This window comes from Peptacetobacter sp. (genome assembly GCF_029264495.1).
In the GTDB taxonomy this organism is placed as follows: domain Bacteria; phylum Bacillota; class Clostridia; order Peptostreptococcales; family Peptostreptococcaceae; genus Peptacetobacter.
Genome location: NZ_JARIBH010000049.1, coordinates 1 through 16,653, shown reverse-complemented (window position 1 = coordinate 16,653; position 16,653 = coordinate 1). Strand labels below are relative to the sequence as shown.

14 protein-coding genes and 1 other annotated feature are annotated in these 16,653 nt (G+C 26.2%); of the genes, 3 read left to right on the top strand and 11 right to left on the bottom strand.

From position 1 onward, the window contains the following. The 7 genes from Q1J78_RS04885 to Q1J78_RS04855 form a co-directional block, all read right to left on the bottom strand. Positions 1 to 1,096: double-cubane-cluster-containing anaerobic reductase (locus Q1J78_RS04885; protein ID WP_300279330.1), on the bottom strand; the 1,096-nt coding region annotated here is incomplete at its 3' end. A 184-nt stretch (positions 1,097 to 1,280) separates the two neighbouring features. Then, the gene (locus Q1J78_RS04880; protein ID WP_300279327.1) at positions 1,281 to 2,708 is read right to left on the bottom strand and encodes a cell wall-binding repeat-containing protein; all 1,428 of its coding nucleotides are present in this window, start codon (positions 2,706 to 2,708) and stop codon (positions 1,281 to 1,283) included. Between the two features lie 283 nt (positions 2,709 to 2,991). Further along, complete coding sequence (locus Q1J78_RS04875; RefSeq protein WP_300279324.1) at positions 2,992 to 4,155, bottom strand: aminotransferase class V-fold PLP-dependent enzyme; 1,164 nt, start codon at positions 4,153 to 4,155, stop codon at positions 2,992 to 2,994. 304 nt (positions 4,156 to 4,459) lie between these two features. Then, positions 4,460 to 5,623: an AI-2E family transporter gene (locus Q1J78_RS04870; protein ID WP_300279321.1), complete on the bottom strand. Its 1,164-nt coding sequence runs from the start codon at positions 5,621 to 5,623 to the stop codon at positions 4,460 to 4,462. A gap of 210 nt (positions 5,624 to 5,833) precedes the next feature. Next, a complete protein-coding gene (locus Q1J78_RS04865; protein WP_330683240.1) occupies positions 5,834 to 7,687 on the bottom strand; it encodes an ABC transporter ATP-binding protein in 1,854 nt (617 codons plus the stop codon). Beyond that, entirely contained in the window at positions 7,680 to 9,938 is a 2,259-nt protein-coding gene (locus Q1J78_RS04860; protein WP_300279318.1) for an ABC transporter ATP-binding protein, read from the bottom strand. Before Q1J78_RS04860 ends, Q1J78_RS04865 begins: the two co-directional genes overlap by 8 nt. 300 nt (positions 9,939 to 10,238) lie before the next feature. Then, a complete protein-coding gene (locus Q1J78_RS04855; RefSeq protein ID WP_300279315.1) occupies positions 10,239 to 10,805 on the bottom strand; it encodes a beta-class carbonic anhydrase in 567 nt (188 codons plus the stop codon). A 265-nt stretch (positions 10,806 to 11,070) separates the two neighbouring features. Here Q1J78_RS04855 and Q1J78_RS04850 point away from each other — a divergent pair, with 265 nt between their 5' ends. From Q1J78_RS04850 to Q1J78_RS04840, 3 genes are all read left to right on the top strand, one after another. After that, positions 11,071 to 11,532 carry a hypothetical protein gene (locus Q1J78_RS04850; protein WP_300279312.1) on the top strand — a complete coding sequence of 154 codons (462 nt, stop codon included), beginning with the start codon at positions 11,071 to 11,073 and terminating at the stop codon, positions 11,530 to 11,532. An 89-nt stretch (positions 11,533 to 11,621) separates the two neighbouring features. Further along, positions 11,622 to 12,056, top strand: a complete 435-nt coding sequence (locus Q1J78_RS04845) for a hypothetical protein (protein WP_300279309.1) — start codon at positions 11,622 to 11,624, stop codon at positions 12,054 to 12,056. Positions 12,057 to 12,139: 83 nt separating this feature from the next. After that, positions 12,140 to 12,922, top strand: a complete 783-nt coding sequence (locus tag Q1J78_RS04840; RefSeq protein ID WP_300279305.1) for a peptidylprolyl isomerase — start codon at positions 12,140 to 12,142, stop codon at positions 12,920 to 12,922. Positions 12,923 to 13,080: 158 nt separating this feature from the next. Here Q1J78_RS04840 and Q1J78_RS04835 read toward each other — a convergent pair whose 3' ends face one another. The 4 genes from Q1J78_RS04835 to Q1J78_RS04820 form a co-directional block, all read right to left on the bottom strand. Next, positions 13,081 to 13,932: a DegV family protein gene (locus tag Q1J78_RS04835; protein WP_300279302.1), complete on the bottom strand. Its 852-nt coding sequence runs from the start codon at positions 13,930 to 13,932 to the stop codon at positions 13,081 to 13,083. Between the two features lie 142 nt (positions 13,933 to 14,074). After that, positions 14,075 to 14,740 carry an amino acid ABC transporter ATP-binding protein gene (locus Q1J78_RS04830; RefSeq protein ID WP_300279299.1) on the bottom strand — a complete coding sequence of 222 codons (666 nt, stop codon included), beginning with the start codon at positions 14,738 to 14,740 and terminating at the stop codon, positions 14,075 to 14,077. Between the two features lie 70 nt (positions 14,741 to 14,810). Next, positions 14,811 to 15,422 carry an amino acid ABC transporter permease gene (locus tag Q1J78_RS04825; protein ID WP_300279296.1) on the bottom strand — a complete coding sequence of 204 codons (612 nt, stop codon included), beginning with the start codon at positions 15,420 to 15,422 and terminating at the stop codon, positions 14,811 to 14,813. Positions 15,423 to 15,443: 21 nt separating this feature from the next. After that, complete coding sequence (locus Q1J78_RS04820) at positions 15,444 to 16,220, bottom strand: amino acid ABC transporter substrate-binding protein (RefSeq protein WP_330683239.1); 777 nt, start codon at positions 16,218 to 16,220, stop codon at positions 15,444 to 15,446. Positions 16,221 to 16,351: 131 nt separating this feature from the next. Next, positions 16,352 to 16,602: a binding site (T-box leader), on the bottom strand. Positions 16,603 to 16,653: the final 51 nt, after the last annotated feature.

Sequence of the window (16,653 nt, the reverse complement as noted above, 5' to 3'; positions counted from 1 at the left end):
GAGAATAATCTGTTTCAAGTGAAAGGAATGCAACACCTTTTTCTTTTGTAACAAATTCCTTTATTCTAGCACTTTCTACTGTGAATGTATGACATGCAGTTAGAGATATATCTATAACTCCATCGATTTTAAATTCATCTATTAACTCATCTAATAATTCTATTCTTCTATCGTTATTCATCATACATGAGCAACCTATTTTTAAGTACGCTTCAGCAAGTGCATAATATACATCTGGATTTTCTTCATCAACTAACCATCTATTTGATCTTGGACCACCACAATTTTCATAGACAACTATATCTCCTCCTGCTTCTTCTATTGCAGGTGCTATTTTATTTATTGCCCCTGCTATAGGAGAACCAGTTATAAGTATTCTAGGTCTATTTGATTTTTTTCTTTCAACAGAATTATAATCAGCTTTTATATCATCTATTAACTGTCTAAGTTCAGCTTTCATCCGAGGTCTATCAAACTTAAACTGTGTCCGATAAAGAACTTTATGTATATCAGAACCACTCATTGGTGGTGGATTTAAAGCTCCTAATCTAAAATATTCCATTAAAAGAGCTCTTTCTTCATTTTTATCTTTTATAGCTTTTTTTATATCATCTTCAGTTATAGTGATTTGATAAAAATCTTCTAATCTTTCTTTAAATCTCTTTATCTCTCCAGCCCATAATTTCAAACCACCTTCATCAACTATATTAGGTAGGTGCATAATGTGAGTTGGTTTAATTTTAGCCATTTGCTCATACATTTTCTTTTTACCATCGCAAGTTGTTTCAGCTGCTATTAAATCACTAAAGTAAAAGTATGGACATGTATCTGTTATTGCATGACCATAACTAGATTTAATAAGTGGACATAAATTTCTAGGAAGTATTTTTTCTGCATCTGGTATAGGTTCTTCACTTATTCCACAAAGACCAACTGAAATTGCTCCTGCTGCAAGTATTATTTCTGTTGGTGTAAAAGTACAATACTCTCCTACTATTCTTTTTCCCTCTTCTTTTAATTTTTTTATAGATAAAAATCCATTTCTTCTAGCTTCTCCCCATTTATCAAATTGTTCCGGTAATCCTAATGTTGTCATAAACTATCTCCTTAACACTATAATATATTTTTAAATATTTTTATTTTAAATTTTCCATATTTATTATATATCAGTATCTTCTATAAATGGTGATTTTAATATATTTTTATCATTGTTTTTATCTATGTACAAAAATTATTATATTGTTTTTATCTATTTTCTTTATTTAAATTTAGTTTATATGCTATTTACTAACTATTTCCTTCATCATTTTTTCTAAATCTTCTCCATAGCTACTTCCAGCCCAATTGTTAGATAAAGACTTAACAGTTTTACATTTTCCAAATAAATCTGCAAAATGTCTTGGATCTTTAGGATTTTCTAAAGGATATCCTTCTTTTCCTGCATATAATGCTAAATGTTGTACTTGTGCTAATGCTCCTTCTTCCCAACTATCAAATCTAGTGTGTGCATTTTTATCATAATCTCCACCTCCATTAGGTGTTTTTAATCCACAAGTATTTTTAAATGATGCATCCAGTACTCCTCCAAATTTACAATATCCAGTTTCTTTTGCACATTGTGCTACAACTAAAGTTGGGTCTACTCCATTTTCTACTGCTGTATTGTATAAAATTGGAAGTATTTCCATGAATAAATCTGATGCTCTTTTACTTTCTGCCCATCTTCTACACTGTTCATATGTAGATGTAGGCTCAGACAATATATCAAAGTTTTCTTTTATAGGTGCAATATTATTTATATTATTTGAACTAGCCCGTCTTAAACAATCCTCATAAATACTATAACTTAGATTACCTATCTTTGATATTTTACTCGCTCCTTTAAATACTGATTTGTCAGATCCTTTTGAAACAAGCATAAGTGGTGCGTCTTTTGCTAAAGTAGAACCTACTAATGCGTTTTTTAAATCATATCCATCTGCAACATAATACTCATTTACATTTGGATAGAATTTATTTAATATTATTTCATTTGTCTTATATCTATTAGATCCACCCAATCTTTCTGCATTTGTAGATTTTACTAAAGAATTTGATATTACTGATGTTCCACCAATTGCATATACTTTTTTATTTTTTATATTAAAGTCTATTGTTTTACCATTTGTAAGTATAACTGGCATTGCATCTCTTGCTGCTGTAGATGCAATACTTATACTATCTGCTTCTCCATTTGTCCCATTTGTTATTGCTACTGAAGTAATATTTTTTAATTCAGAAATTTTATCAGCAACACTATAGCTAGTTTTATTTCTATTTGAACCACCTAGTCTTTCTACACTTATACCATTACATTTTAATTTATCTTCAACTTTTTTTGAAATAGCTGCTTCAAGACCTATTATATAAACTTTTTTAACATTTTTTAATCTTTTTAAAGTTTCTTCTGGAATACTGTCTTTTTTTGTAAGTAATATCGGTGCATTTGCTGCTCCAGATAAACCACTTGCAGAAAGTCCATCTGCTATTGAATTATCTAAATTTACTAGTATCACAGAATCATATTTTTGTTTATCCGCTATTAATCCTGCTGTTTCATACATATTTTTCCCTTGTATAACTTCTTTTTCTGCTGCATTTACTGTAGCAAAACTCCCCGCTAAAATTGTCGATGCCATACAAACTGACATAACTTTTTTAAAATTCATTTTCTCGATTTCCTCCTCTTTCATAATTATTTAATACTAAATAATTATGTTTTCAAAATTAATATTATAAATCAACTGTATACTCTTATTCTCAAATTAAAATTAAAAAAGGTTAAGATTTAAATTATCTTAACCCTTTTTTATTATTACATAGTTTTCAACTATTTTCAATGTTTACATAATATTTTGTTTTTATTATTAAATTATAGTAATTTTATTAATTATTAAATTTTACATTATTTCTTTTTTATACTCATTTTATATTTTTATTTTACTCTATACCTTATTCCATATATGATTTTATTACTTTTTTTATAGAATCTAACACATAGTCGATTTCATCTTCTGTATTAAAGTATCCAAAACTAAATCTAACAGTTCCTTGTGGGAAAGTTCCTAAAGTTTTGTGTGCTGATGGTGCACAGTGCATTCCTGGTCTAGTAGATATTTTATAATTACTATCCAATTCATGGCAGATTATACCATTATCCATACCTATAAAATCTAATGATACTACAGCTGTTCTATTTTCTACATCTCTTTTGCCTACTATAAATCTATCATCTATTTTTTCCATACCTTTTATAAATTTCTCAGTAAGCATCATTTCTTTTTTGTGTATATTTTCTACTCCAACCTCTTTTATAAATTTAAGTGATGCATTAAGTCCATATATACCTGGAATATTTGGAGTACCACTTTCAAATTTATCCGGCATATAAGAAGGTTGTATTTCTTCATCAGATTTACTTCCTGTTCCACCTTCTATAAAACTATCAACTTGATTTACAATTTCATCATTTATCAAAAATCCGCCTACTCCTTGTGGTCCTAAAAGCCCTTTATGTCCTGTAAAACATAGGATATCTATATTCATTTCTTTCATATTCATATCAAATACTCCTGCTGTTTGAGCAGCATCTACTACAAATATTATATTATTTTTTTTACAAATATCCCCTATTTCTTTTATTGGAAGTGCTGTACCACATACATTTGATGCTGCTGTCATTATAATAGCCTTTGTGTTATCCTTTATTGCATCTTCTATATCATTTAAATCAATTTCTCCTAATTTATTGCATTGAATTCTTGTAAATTCTACATTTTTTGTTTCTTGCAATTTAACTAATGGTCTCATAACAGCATTATGCTCTACAGATGATACTACTACATGATCACCTTCTTTTAATAAACCTTTTATAATTGTATTTAATGATTCTGTTATATTTCTAGTAAATACAACATTTTCTGGTTTATCAAAACCAAATAATTCTGCTAACATTTCTCTAGTTTCAAGTACAACAAATCCAGCATTTATTGCAGAAGAATATGTTCCTCTATTTACATTTCCTCCAACACTTTCTATATATTCTTTAATAGCATCTCCAACACCAGGTGCTTTTGGAAATGATGTTGCACCATTATCACAATATACTTGTTTCATTTTCATTCCTCCATAATACTGTTAATCTATATTAAGTCATATAATACAAATTTATATTTTCTATATAACATTATATCAGAATATATTAAATTATATGTACTTCATCTACTATAATTCTATTTTTATTTAAATATTTTTTCTATAATAGTCAATTTATGTATAGTTTTTTTATATAGTTTGAATAAATTCTTTATTCTTTTTAATAGTGAAATTAAAAATTTCCAATAATAAAAAAGAGATATAAAAGTTATTTTTATATCTCTAATATAATTTAAAGCGTATCTAATAAAATTTAAATTTATTTTTAACTCATATAATCATCTGTATTTACAGGCAATCCTTTTTTATCCAATCTTTCTTCTGTAACATCTTTTATTATAGAATAAATAAATGCAAATAAAGGAACACCCAATAGCATACCAACTAGTCCTAAGAATTTTCCAGCTATAAGAAGTGCAAATAATATCCAAAATGCTGAAACTCCAATAGAATCTCCAAGTATTTTAGGACCTATTATATTTCCATCTATCTGCTGTATTATAAGAATTATTATTAATAGCCAAAATGCCTTTATAGGACTTACAAACCGGACAAGTATGACTGATGGAATCGCACCAAAGAACGGTCCAAAAAATGGAATTATATTTGTTACACCAACTATCACTGTAACAAGCAATGTATATGGCATTTTAAATACTGTTAATACAATAAATGTTATGATGGCTATTATAAATGAATCTAATATTTTCCCACCTAAAAATTTACCAAAAATTTTATTGGCTCTGTGTGTTAGTTCTAATATCTTATATGAATGTTCTCTACTAAATACTGCATAAGTTATTTTTTTTGCTATAGCAAAGAATTTTTCTTTATCTTTTAAAAGATATATTGATATTATAACACCTAAAACTATATTCCATAAACTTGATAATACTATCATAATTGTATTACCTATAACTGGTATTACATCTGTCATAAAGTTCATTATAAAATCAGTAAGTTCTTTCCACTTTAATTCAAGAATTTGCATACTTGCAGGTGTAAGATCAAATTTTTTTATTAAATCGTCTATAATTATTGTTGTACTATTCACATATCCTGGAATATCATTGAATAGACCAACAATACTTTCTAAAAGTTCAGGCCACACAAAGTGTATGAATAAATAACATAACGTTCCAGATATTAGATATGTAAGTATGATTGAAAAAGCTCTAACTTTAGAAGGATTTTTTTCCTTAAATTTATCAGATATAACTTTTACTTCTATAAACTTCAATATAAAGTTTAATAAATATGCTATTGCAAATCCTATTATAAATGGATATAAAATTGCAATAAAATCTCCAAGTTTATTAGAAAAAACTTTTACTTGAGAAGTTATCAAGTAAAATATTGTACTACATGCAATAACAATAAAAGAATATACTGCAATTGTCGTATATTTTCTATTCCAATCTATTTTCATAATTTCCCTCCTCTAACTAACTTGATTCTACCATAAAAATTAAAATTTTTTAACAAAACATTTCATTGTTAAAAAAAATTAACAAAAAAAGTCATAAAGTAACTTTATTCAGCTAATTTATGACTTTTATATTTTTATAGATTTATTTTTACAATCATAATTTCAATTTGTTTATAGATGCTTTAATTACAAACTTTATTAAATATATATTTAATTATCTTCTTCAAATTGAGAATTATATAATTTTGAATAGAAACCACCTTTTTTTAGCAATTCTTCATGATTTCCATGCTCAACAATATCTCCTTCATTCATCACAAGTATAATATCTGCATCTTTTATAGTAGATAATCTATGTGCAATTACGAAACTTGTTCTTCCTTCCATCAATCTATCCATTGCTTTTTGTATAAGAAGTTCTGTTCTTGTATCTACAGAACTTGTAGCTTCATCTAGTATCAATATTTTAGGATCTGCAAGTATCGCTCTAGCTATTGTTAATAATTGTTTTTGACCTTGAGAAACATTACTTGCTTCTTCATCTAAGACCATATCATAACCATCATTTAGAGTTTTTATAAAATGATGTACATTAGCTGATTTTGCCGCAGAAATTATTTCATCATCAGTTGCACTTAATTTCCCAAATTTTATATTTTCCCTTATACTTGCATTAAACAACCATGTATCTTGTAACACCATTCCAAAAAGTTCTCTAAGTTCTGAGCGATTAAAGTTTCTTATATCATGTCCATCAATTTTTATAGAACCACTATTTACATCATAAAATCTCATCAATAATTTTATTATAGTTGTTTTACCTGCTCCTGTTGGTCCTACTATAGCTATTTTCTGACCTTTTTTGACATTTATTGAAAAATCGTTGATTATAGTCTTATTTTCTTTGTATCCAAAGTTTACATGTTCAAATTCTATATTTCCTTCTATATTATTTATATTTACAGGATTTATTACAGTTTGATCTTCTTCTTCCTCTGCTAAAAATTCAAATACTCTTTCAGATGCAGCAGCAGTTGATTGTAATTGATTTGCAACTTGTGCTAACTGTGTTATCGGCTGAGTAAAGTTTTTTACATATTGTATAAATGACTGTATATCTCCAACTTCTATTGCTTTTTTTATAACTAGCCAACCACCTAAAATAGACACCATAACATATCCTAAATTACCTATAAATGCCATTAATGGTTGCATTATTCCTGATAAAAATTGTGCTTTCCAAGATGAATCGTATAATTTATCATTTACTTTATTAAATTCTTCTATTGATTCTTTTTCTTTATTGAATACTTTAACAATTTGATGTCCACCATAATTTTCCTCTACAATTCCATTTAGATTACCTAAAAAAACTTGCTGATTTTTAAAATATTTTTGAGATTTTCCTACAACTTTTCTTACAGCAAATACAGAAAGAGGTATTATGACAAGTATAGCTAATGTCATTATCCAACTTATAGAAAACATCATTATTACTATTCCAACCATTGTTGTAATAGATGTTATAAGCTGTGTAATACTTTGATTTAAACTCATACCCAGTGTATCGACATCATTTGTTATCCTTGAAAGAATTTCTCCATGTGTTTTTGTATCAAAATATTTCATAGGCATTCTATTTATTTTTTCTGATATCTGATTTCTCATTTCATAAGATATCTTTTGTGATATTCCACTCATTAAATACCCCTGTATAAATGAAAAAATTGCACTTATTAAATAAAGCCCTACTAATATTAAAAGTAATTTTTCTATAGATTGAAAATCTATTCCTCCACTACCTGATACCTTTTTTACTAAACCTTCAAATATTTTTGTTGTTGCTTTTCCTAATATTTTAGGTCCTGTTATTGAAAATATTGTACTTCCTATTGCAAATAAAAAAACTGCAACTAATGATATTTTATATTTAGATATGTATTTTATAAGTTCTATCATTGTTCCTTTAAAATTATTTGCTTTTTCTCCAACAGCTGCCCTACCATGCCCCATTGGACCACGTTTCATTGGACTGCCAGACATTTTATTTGTATTATTATTCATTTCCTAGCTCCTCCTTTGAAAGTTGAGATAGAGCTATTTGTTTGTATACTTCACAAGTTTTTAAAAGCTCTTCATGTGTACCTTTTCCAATTATTTTTCCTTCATCTAAAACTATTATTTGTTCTGCATGTAAAATAGTACTTATTCTTTGTGCTACTATTAAAACTGTACTTTCACTTGTTTTTCTCTTTAATTCTTTTCTAAGTGCTGCATCTGTTTTTAAATCTAATGCAGAAAAACTATCGTCAAATATATATATTTCTGGATTTTTAGCTATAGCTCTAGCTATTGATAATCTTTGCTTTTGTCCTCCAGATACATTTGTACCACCTTGTGCTATTTTAAATTCTACTCCTTCTGGTTTTGAATTTATAAATTCACTAGCTTGAGCTATATCAGCAGCTTCTTTGATTTCATCATCAGTTGCATTTCTATTTCCATATCTTAGATTAGAAGCTATTGTCCCTGTAAATAATATTCCCTTTTGAGGAACATATCCAATTTTTTCTCTTAGTTCAAATTGTTTAACATCTCTTATATCAGTTCCATCTACCAATATCTGACCTTTTGTAGCATCAAAAAATCTAGGAATTAAATTTACAAGTGTTGACTTACCACTTCCTGTACTTCCTATAAATGCTGTGGTCTCTCCAGGATTAGCAATAAATGATATATCTGATAATACTTCTTCCTCTGCATCTGGGTATTTAAATGAAACATTTTTAAATTCTACAACTCCTTTTTTATCAGGATTAAAAGTCTTAATATCTAAAGAATCTTTTATTGTTGGATTGGTTTCGATTATTTCACATATACGACTAGCTGATACAGATGCTCTTGGTATCATAACAGACATCATTGCAATTACTAAAAATGACATTATTATTTGCATTGTATATTGAATAAATGCCATCATATCCCCAACTTGCATTGTTCCTGAATCTATACTATATGTTCCTTTGTAGACTATAAGTATTCCTATTAAATTCATTACAAGAATCATAGAAGGCATCATAAATGACATTATTCTATTTACAAATATATTTACTTTTGTAAGATTTCTATTTGCTTCTTCAAATCTTTTTTCTTCATATTCTTGATTACTAAATGCTCTTATCGGCATTATTCCTGTTATTATTTCTCTTGAAACTAAATTCAATCTATCTACTAATTTTTGAACTAATTTAAATTTAGGCATTACAAATGTAAATAATATGGATAGTAAAAATACTATAAAAATAACTGCAACGCCTATTATCCATGTCATAGAAACATTCGTATTTACAACCTTAAAAATTCCCATAACTGCCATCATAGGAGCATAGAATATAAATCTAAGTATCATAACCATCATAACTTGAATTTGTTGTATATCATTTGTGCTTCTTGTTATTAATGATGCTGTAGAGTATTTTTTCATTTCCTCATTTGAAAATGACATTACTTTCTCATATACATCTGTTCTAAGAGTTTTTCCTAATTTAGCTGCAACTTTTGCTGCTAAAAAAGTAACTATTATTGTAACAAACATACTAAGTATTGCTATTGCTATCATTTGAGTTCCTGATTTAAGTATAGATTTATTTTGTAGTCTATCCATATCAATCCCTATACTTTTATATTCTTTATTTACATAGATTATTGCACTTTGTTCGATTATGCTATCTGGCATTTTCTCAATTTTTTTCATTATTTCTTTCTTTATGGCATTTGTTTTTTCTTTTGGCAAATACTCCATAATTTCTATCAATGACTTATCTTTCATTTTTACAGATAATTCAATTGGAAAACTTTTTAAAATAGACTCTTTTATTTTATTATCTTGATTTTTATTATTTTCTATTGTCAATAAAGCCATTTCAGATTTTGAAAGTAGTTCATTTAAATCTTTTAACTCATCTTTATCTATATCCTTTAAAACATATAAATTTTCATTTTTAAGTGCTGGATATTTATCTATATTTTTTTTATAAGAATCACTTTCTGTATCTTTATATTTTATCAAGTGATAGTAATCTTTGACTTGACTTTGCTTATTAGCATCAATAAAAATCATTAATTTTTTTAAATCATCTTCTTTTATTACTTCTGGGACTGCATTTTCTATACCACCTTGTTGAATACCAATATTTACTATTTTAGATGTATAATCTGGAAGTGATATATCACATAATGCTTGAACCATCAAAAGTAAAACTATTGCTACTACTGATATTGATGATTTTTTTAAATATTTTAGTATTTTCAGCATAACTATCTTCCTTTCAATAAATTTTTATTTTTAGAATAATTATTAATTTTTTACATTACATTTTAATTTTTTTATAATCATATTAATTATTACTAAAGATTAATTATTATTGTAAACTAAATTATTTTAATATACAATAATTTTTTATTTCAATCAATTTATAACATAAAAAAATTGCACATATAAATATATAATTCTACTACTCATCTTTCTATTAATAGTTATATATTATAGATATTAGTGCAATTTTATAATTTATTAAAATTTTTATGATTATTTTTTAGTACACATTTTTTAGATCTATTTATTTTTGTAACCATCTACTATTACATCGATTTTTCCTGTATATGGATCCATAGCTAATCCATGCACCACAATATCTTTTGGAATTAATGGATGTTCTTTTATAGTTTTTACTGTATCTACTATAGATTGTTCTACTGAATCAAATCCATGTAGCCATTTTTTTAGATTTATACCAGCCTTTTCTAAAGTATCTATAACTTCATCTGATATACCTTTTTCCTTTATCTTTTCTATCATTTCTTCAGTATTTTCATTACACATACCACATTCATAATGTCCTACAACCATAACTTCATCTACATCAAACTCACAAATAGATACTATTATACTTCTCATAGTACTTCCAAATGGATGTGTAACTACTGCACCCGCATTTTTTATAAGTTTAACATCTCCATTTTTTATATTCATTGCACTTGGTAAAAGAGATGTCAATCTAGTATCCATACATGATAATATTACAATCTTTCTATTTGGTTTTTTTGATGTAGAAAAATCTTCATATCCTTTTGATAAAACAAATTTTTCATTGTCTTTTAATATTTCCTCTAATTTTGTCATTTTCATTCTCCTATAATTTACTATTTTTAATTTTAATACCCTTATTGATTTTTTTCAATCTTAATATATCTTTAATAATTATAAATTTATATTTTTTCTTTTGTATTTATTTATTTTTTTTTATTTTTATGCTAAAATTATAGATATATTTTGCTTTATTGTATAAAATAACAGAAATATAATAATTTACATAATAAATAAAATTCTGGCTACAAGCAGAATATTGTTATTATCATTTTAATTATAATTTTATAGGAGGAGAAAAATGAGTTTAAAACAGAGATTTGCAGAATCATTCGCAAGATCTAAAACTATGTCAGGCCCAGAAAAAAAAGCCAACGAAATATTAGGTAAAATAATATTAAAGAAAACTATAGTTCCTGTTATAATAATGCTTTTTGTATTATTTGGAGGAATATATCTTCATATAAATGGTTGGATAACTTTTGCAATAAACATAGTAATAGCTATAATTTCATTCTTTGTTATTAAAAAACAAGCTGAAAAATATCAATCTTTCACACCTTATGTAGGAACTTTAGTATCTCTTGAAAAAAGAGATAAAAATAATTATGTAGCCATAATAAAACAAGGTAAAAAACCAATAAAATTAGAAATACGTTATGGTGGAGAAGATTTAGAACATATAAGAAGAAATCAGCTAGTACAAATAAGCTATAATGCAGAATCAAAAATGGCAATAGTAGTTACAAATAATAACAGATAGTTTTAAAATCTAGGCTTCTGCTTTTAGCAGGAGCCTTTATGCTATCAAATTTTGATTTCTCCTTTATTTTAAATGAGAGGACTTTTATTATGATTAAAATTTTAGAATCAGATAATTTATTTGAAAAATATTTTAGATTTTTAACATTATCTTTTTGGCCTATAATGTGGTATAAATGGAATGTCATTTCTAGTAGAAAATTGGAATACTTAATGTTTCTTACATATTCTTTTTTTGCTGGAATTTATTTTATATTATTTATAATTAGATATTTCAAATCAAAGCCAGAACAAAAAGAATCTATGATGTTTTTTTATAGAATCAGTAGCATAATAGCATTTGTTACTTCTCTTTTTAGTTTTGTACTGTTTCCCAAAAATATACCTATTTTTTATCTTAAACTAATATCTATTTTTATATATTTATACTTTTCTTATAGAGAAGTTTTTAAGAAAAAAAATGATGAAGGTGTTGTTGGTATAATGTCATTTTTATTATTATTAGCACTCACTATTTTCTATTAATATGTAATATGTTTAGACAAATACATTTTTTTCTGTTATATTATAAATAGAAATATATTTTGGTTAAAGAAGGAGTACTTATCATGGAAAGAAAAGTATTAGCTACTATTAATGGTAGAGAAATATCTAACATAGACTTAGATAATGCAATAAGAACTATGCACCCTCAACAGCAGATGCGGTTCCAGAGTGAAGAAGGTAAAAAAAGATTATTAGATGATCTTGTAAACCAAGAATTATTCTATGTTGAAGCTTTAGAAAACAAAGTTGAAGAAACAGAAGAATTTAAAGCTCTAATGGAACAGGTTACTGTAAATATGTTAAAACAGCATGCATTAAATCAGTTATTCATGTCTGCTATGCCAACTGAAGAAGAAGCTAAAGCTTACTTTGAAGAACATCAAGATGAATTTAAAACTGATGAAATGGCTAAAGCTAAACATATCCTTATAAAAGCTACTTCTGATGATGAATTTGAAGCTGCTGAAAAAAGAGCTAAAGAAATAGCTGAAGAAATCAAATCTGGCGAAAAAACTTTTGAACAAGCTGCTATGGATTATTCTGATTGCCCTTCTAATATGCAAGGTGGAGATCTTGGATTATTCGGAAAAGGACAGATGGTTCCTGAATTTGAAGAAGCTGTATTTACTATGAATGAAGGTGAATTATCAGAACCAGTTAAAACTCAGTTTGGTTACCATATAATAAAAGTTGAAGAACGTCATGAAGCTGGTGTTTCTAAATTTGAAGAAGTTAAAGATGAAATACTTGGAAAATTATCTCAAGTGAAACAACTTAAAGCTTATGAAGAAAAAGTTGCTGAATTAAGAGAAAAATATGCTTCTAAATTCACTTTAAATAAATAAATTAAAATGTTTATAACTAAATAAATATTTAGTATAATATATTTATATTTTGAATTTTTAAAAAGACTAAAATCTATATCAATTAGATTTTAGTCTTTTTACTTTAATTTATATTTTATTTTATAATTAACATATATTGATAAACTACTATCATTTAATTACTTTAAAAAATATCCAAAACCAACTGTACCCTCTCCACAATGACTTGCTATAGTACAACCTACGCTGTATTCATGAAATTTTGTTATACCAGTTCTTTTTATAAGTTCTTCTTTTATATTTTCTAACTCTTTTTCACTTCCTGTTATAGCTGCAATATGAATTTCATCATTATATATTTTATCTTTATCTCTTTCTGCTTCTTCAAGCATCAATTCTATAGCTTTTTTCTTTCCTCTAGTCTTTTTCCAAACTCCAAGACCATCTGTTGTCATTTCTATTATAGGTTTTACTCCAAAAGTACTTCCAAGTACAAACTGCATTCCACTACATCTTCCACCTTTGTATAAATAATCTAACTTATCCATAGTGAAAAATAATTTATATTTGTGAAGAATTTTTTCTACATTTTTTACTGTCTCTTCTATTGGACATCCTTCTTCTAAAAAATTATATGCTATTCTTACTAATCCACCTATTCCACCACATAGATTTAAAGAATCTATAACATATATATTTTCATTATTATCAAACATATTTTTTGCTATTATCGCATTAGATACAGTTGATGATATTTTTGATGATAAACCTATATAAATTATACTATCTCCTTTTTCTACATACGGTTTAAATGCTTCATAAAATTCTGCTGGAGAAGGTGCTGATGTTTTTGGAAGTACACCTAATTCTTTTACTTTACCTAAAACTTCACCTGTATTTATATCCAATCCTTCTTTATATAATTTTTCTTCAAAATTTATTGTTAACGGAACTATTCCTATATCCATTCTATTCACTTCTTCTTTTGATAAATCGCATGTACTATCTGAAAAAATCTTTATTCCTTCCATACATTTCCTCCTAAATTAATATTATTTTATATAATTATTTTTAATTTCGATTAATATTACATATATTATATTATCGAAAATATATGTTTAATTCAATTCTTTTTACATTCAAATATTAAATTTAAGCCGTACAACCGATTTTTTATTTTTCATTTTTTACTATTTCTTTTATAATTCCATCTTCAATTTTTATCATTTTATCAGCAATTTCATAACAAAAACCTATATCATGAGTTACTATTAAGATAGACATTCCTTTTTCTTTTAAATTATTGATTATGCTAATTACATTTTTTATAGACTCTGGATCTAATGCAGATGTTGGTTCATCAAAACACATTATCTTTGGATTTAATGCACAAGCTCTTGCAATCGCAACTCTTTGCTTTTGTCCTCCTGATAATTGATATGGATAAAAATTCAATTTTTCGTCCATATTAACTATTTTTAATATTTCTTTTGCCTCATTTATAGCTTTTTCTTTTTCTTTTTTAAATACATTTACTGGTGCTTCTATAATATTTTCTAAAACGGTTAGATGTGGAAATAAATTAAAGTTTTGAAATACCATACCTATTTTACCCCTTATCTTTTCCATATCGTTATGATTTTTTAATATCTTATCATTTAAAATAATTTCTCCAGAATCAAATTCTTCTAAACCATTTATACATCTCATAAGTGTTGTTTTTCCAGCACCAGATTCACCAAGTAAAACTACTACTTCACTATCTTCAATGTCAAATGATACATCTTTTAAAATTTTTATATTTTTAAAGCTTTTATTTAAATTTTTTATTCTTATCATTATATTCACCCACTAAATTATTATTTTATTGAATTAAAATAATTCTAATTAATTAAAATTATCTTTAAATTTAATTATAGTAAGAATATTTTTCTTCAAGTTTTGCAAATATCTTTGTTAATATTCCAATAAATACCAAATATATTAATCCTGCATACATTAAAGGTAATAAACTTCCTTCTCTATTCATTGCAATTTGAGATACTCTTAGTATATCGTTTAAACCTAAAATATATACTAACGAAGTATCTTTAACTAAAGTTATTACTTCGTTTGAAATGGGAGCTAAAACTCTTTTTATAACTTGAGGTAATATTATTTTTCTATATAATGAAATTTTATCAAATCCAAGTACATATGCTGCTTCATACTGTCCTTTATCTATTGACTGTATTCCACCTCTAAAAATTTCTGCAAAATATGCTGTATAGTTAAAGAAAAAGGCTACTACTCCTGCTGCGAATCTATCAAATCTAATTCCTATAAGTGGTAGTCCATAAAATATAACTATCATCTGAAGAAGAAGTGGTGTTCCTCTCATTATCAATATATAAAATTCTACTATCTTTTCAATTATTTTATTTTTTGAAATCCTTAAAATTGACACCATTATTCCTGCTGGAATAGATAAGATAAGTGTTATAGCAAATAAAACTATCACTATTTTTATTCCTTCTATCATAATTTTTCACCTCAATTTTATTTATTTAAACCATTTTTTATATATTTTATCTATTGTCTTATCATTTTTCATCGATTTCAATTCTTTATTAATATCATCTCTTAAACTTGTATTATCTTTTGCAAATGCTACTACATAATCTTCAAATCCAAAATTTTCTTCTAAAATTTTATATTTTTCTTCTCCTTTTTGTGATATATAATATCTTATTAGAACTTCATCTCCCACAACAGCAGATGTTCTTCCTATTTCCAAATCTCTAAGAGCTTTATCATATGTATCATATAGTACTATATTTCCATTTTTTAATGTTTTTATAAAACTTTTATCATCTTCTACTGCTTCCTGAGCTGTTGAACCTTGTTGTGTTCCTACTTCTTTTCCTTTTAAATCTTCTTTTGTATTTATATTTGAATTACTCATTGTCACTATAACTTGTTTATTTTTTAAATATGGATTTGAAAAAGAAACAATCTTTTCTCTTTCTTCATTTAGTGAATATCCATTCCATAATACATCTACATTTCCATTATTTAATTCTGTTTCTTTCATAGACCAGTCTATTGGTTGAAACTCTACTTCTTTTCCAAGTCTTTTAAATGCTTCTTTTGCTAAATCCACATCAAACCCTACCACATCACCATTTTCATCTAAAAATCCCATTGGTACAAATGTATTGTCAAATCCTATTATAATCTTATCCTTACCTTTATTATTATTTGCAAAACACCCTGTCATCATAAATACCATAGAAAATACTGTAACCATAAATATCATTTTTTTCATTATCTTTTTCATTTTTATCCTCCTTTTATTTTTAAATGCAATTAACTAAAAATTCTGACTTTATATTATATAATTTTCATTCAAATAATACGAGATAGCAAGTTTATTTATTAAATAAAAAAACTCCCGTTCTCTAGCTTAAACTAGAGGACGAGAGTATAACTTCGTGGTTCCACCTCTTTTTGTCAGTACCTCACGATACTAACCTCTATAGGTACGGTCATAAGACGATACCTTTGTACTATAACGGGTACTACCGTAACAGCCTACATGAATTACTTTCTCGGTGCTATGCTCTGAGATGTGTTCAATAATCTTATTTTAATTTCTTTCACCAAACGAAATCTCTCTGTAAAAATAAAAACTATATACTATTTCTCTTCTTTGCTTTTAAAAATATTTATTTATTGTTTACATTCTATACTCTAAGTTTATTTTTGTCAAT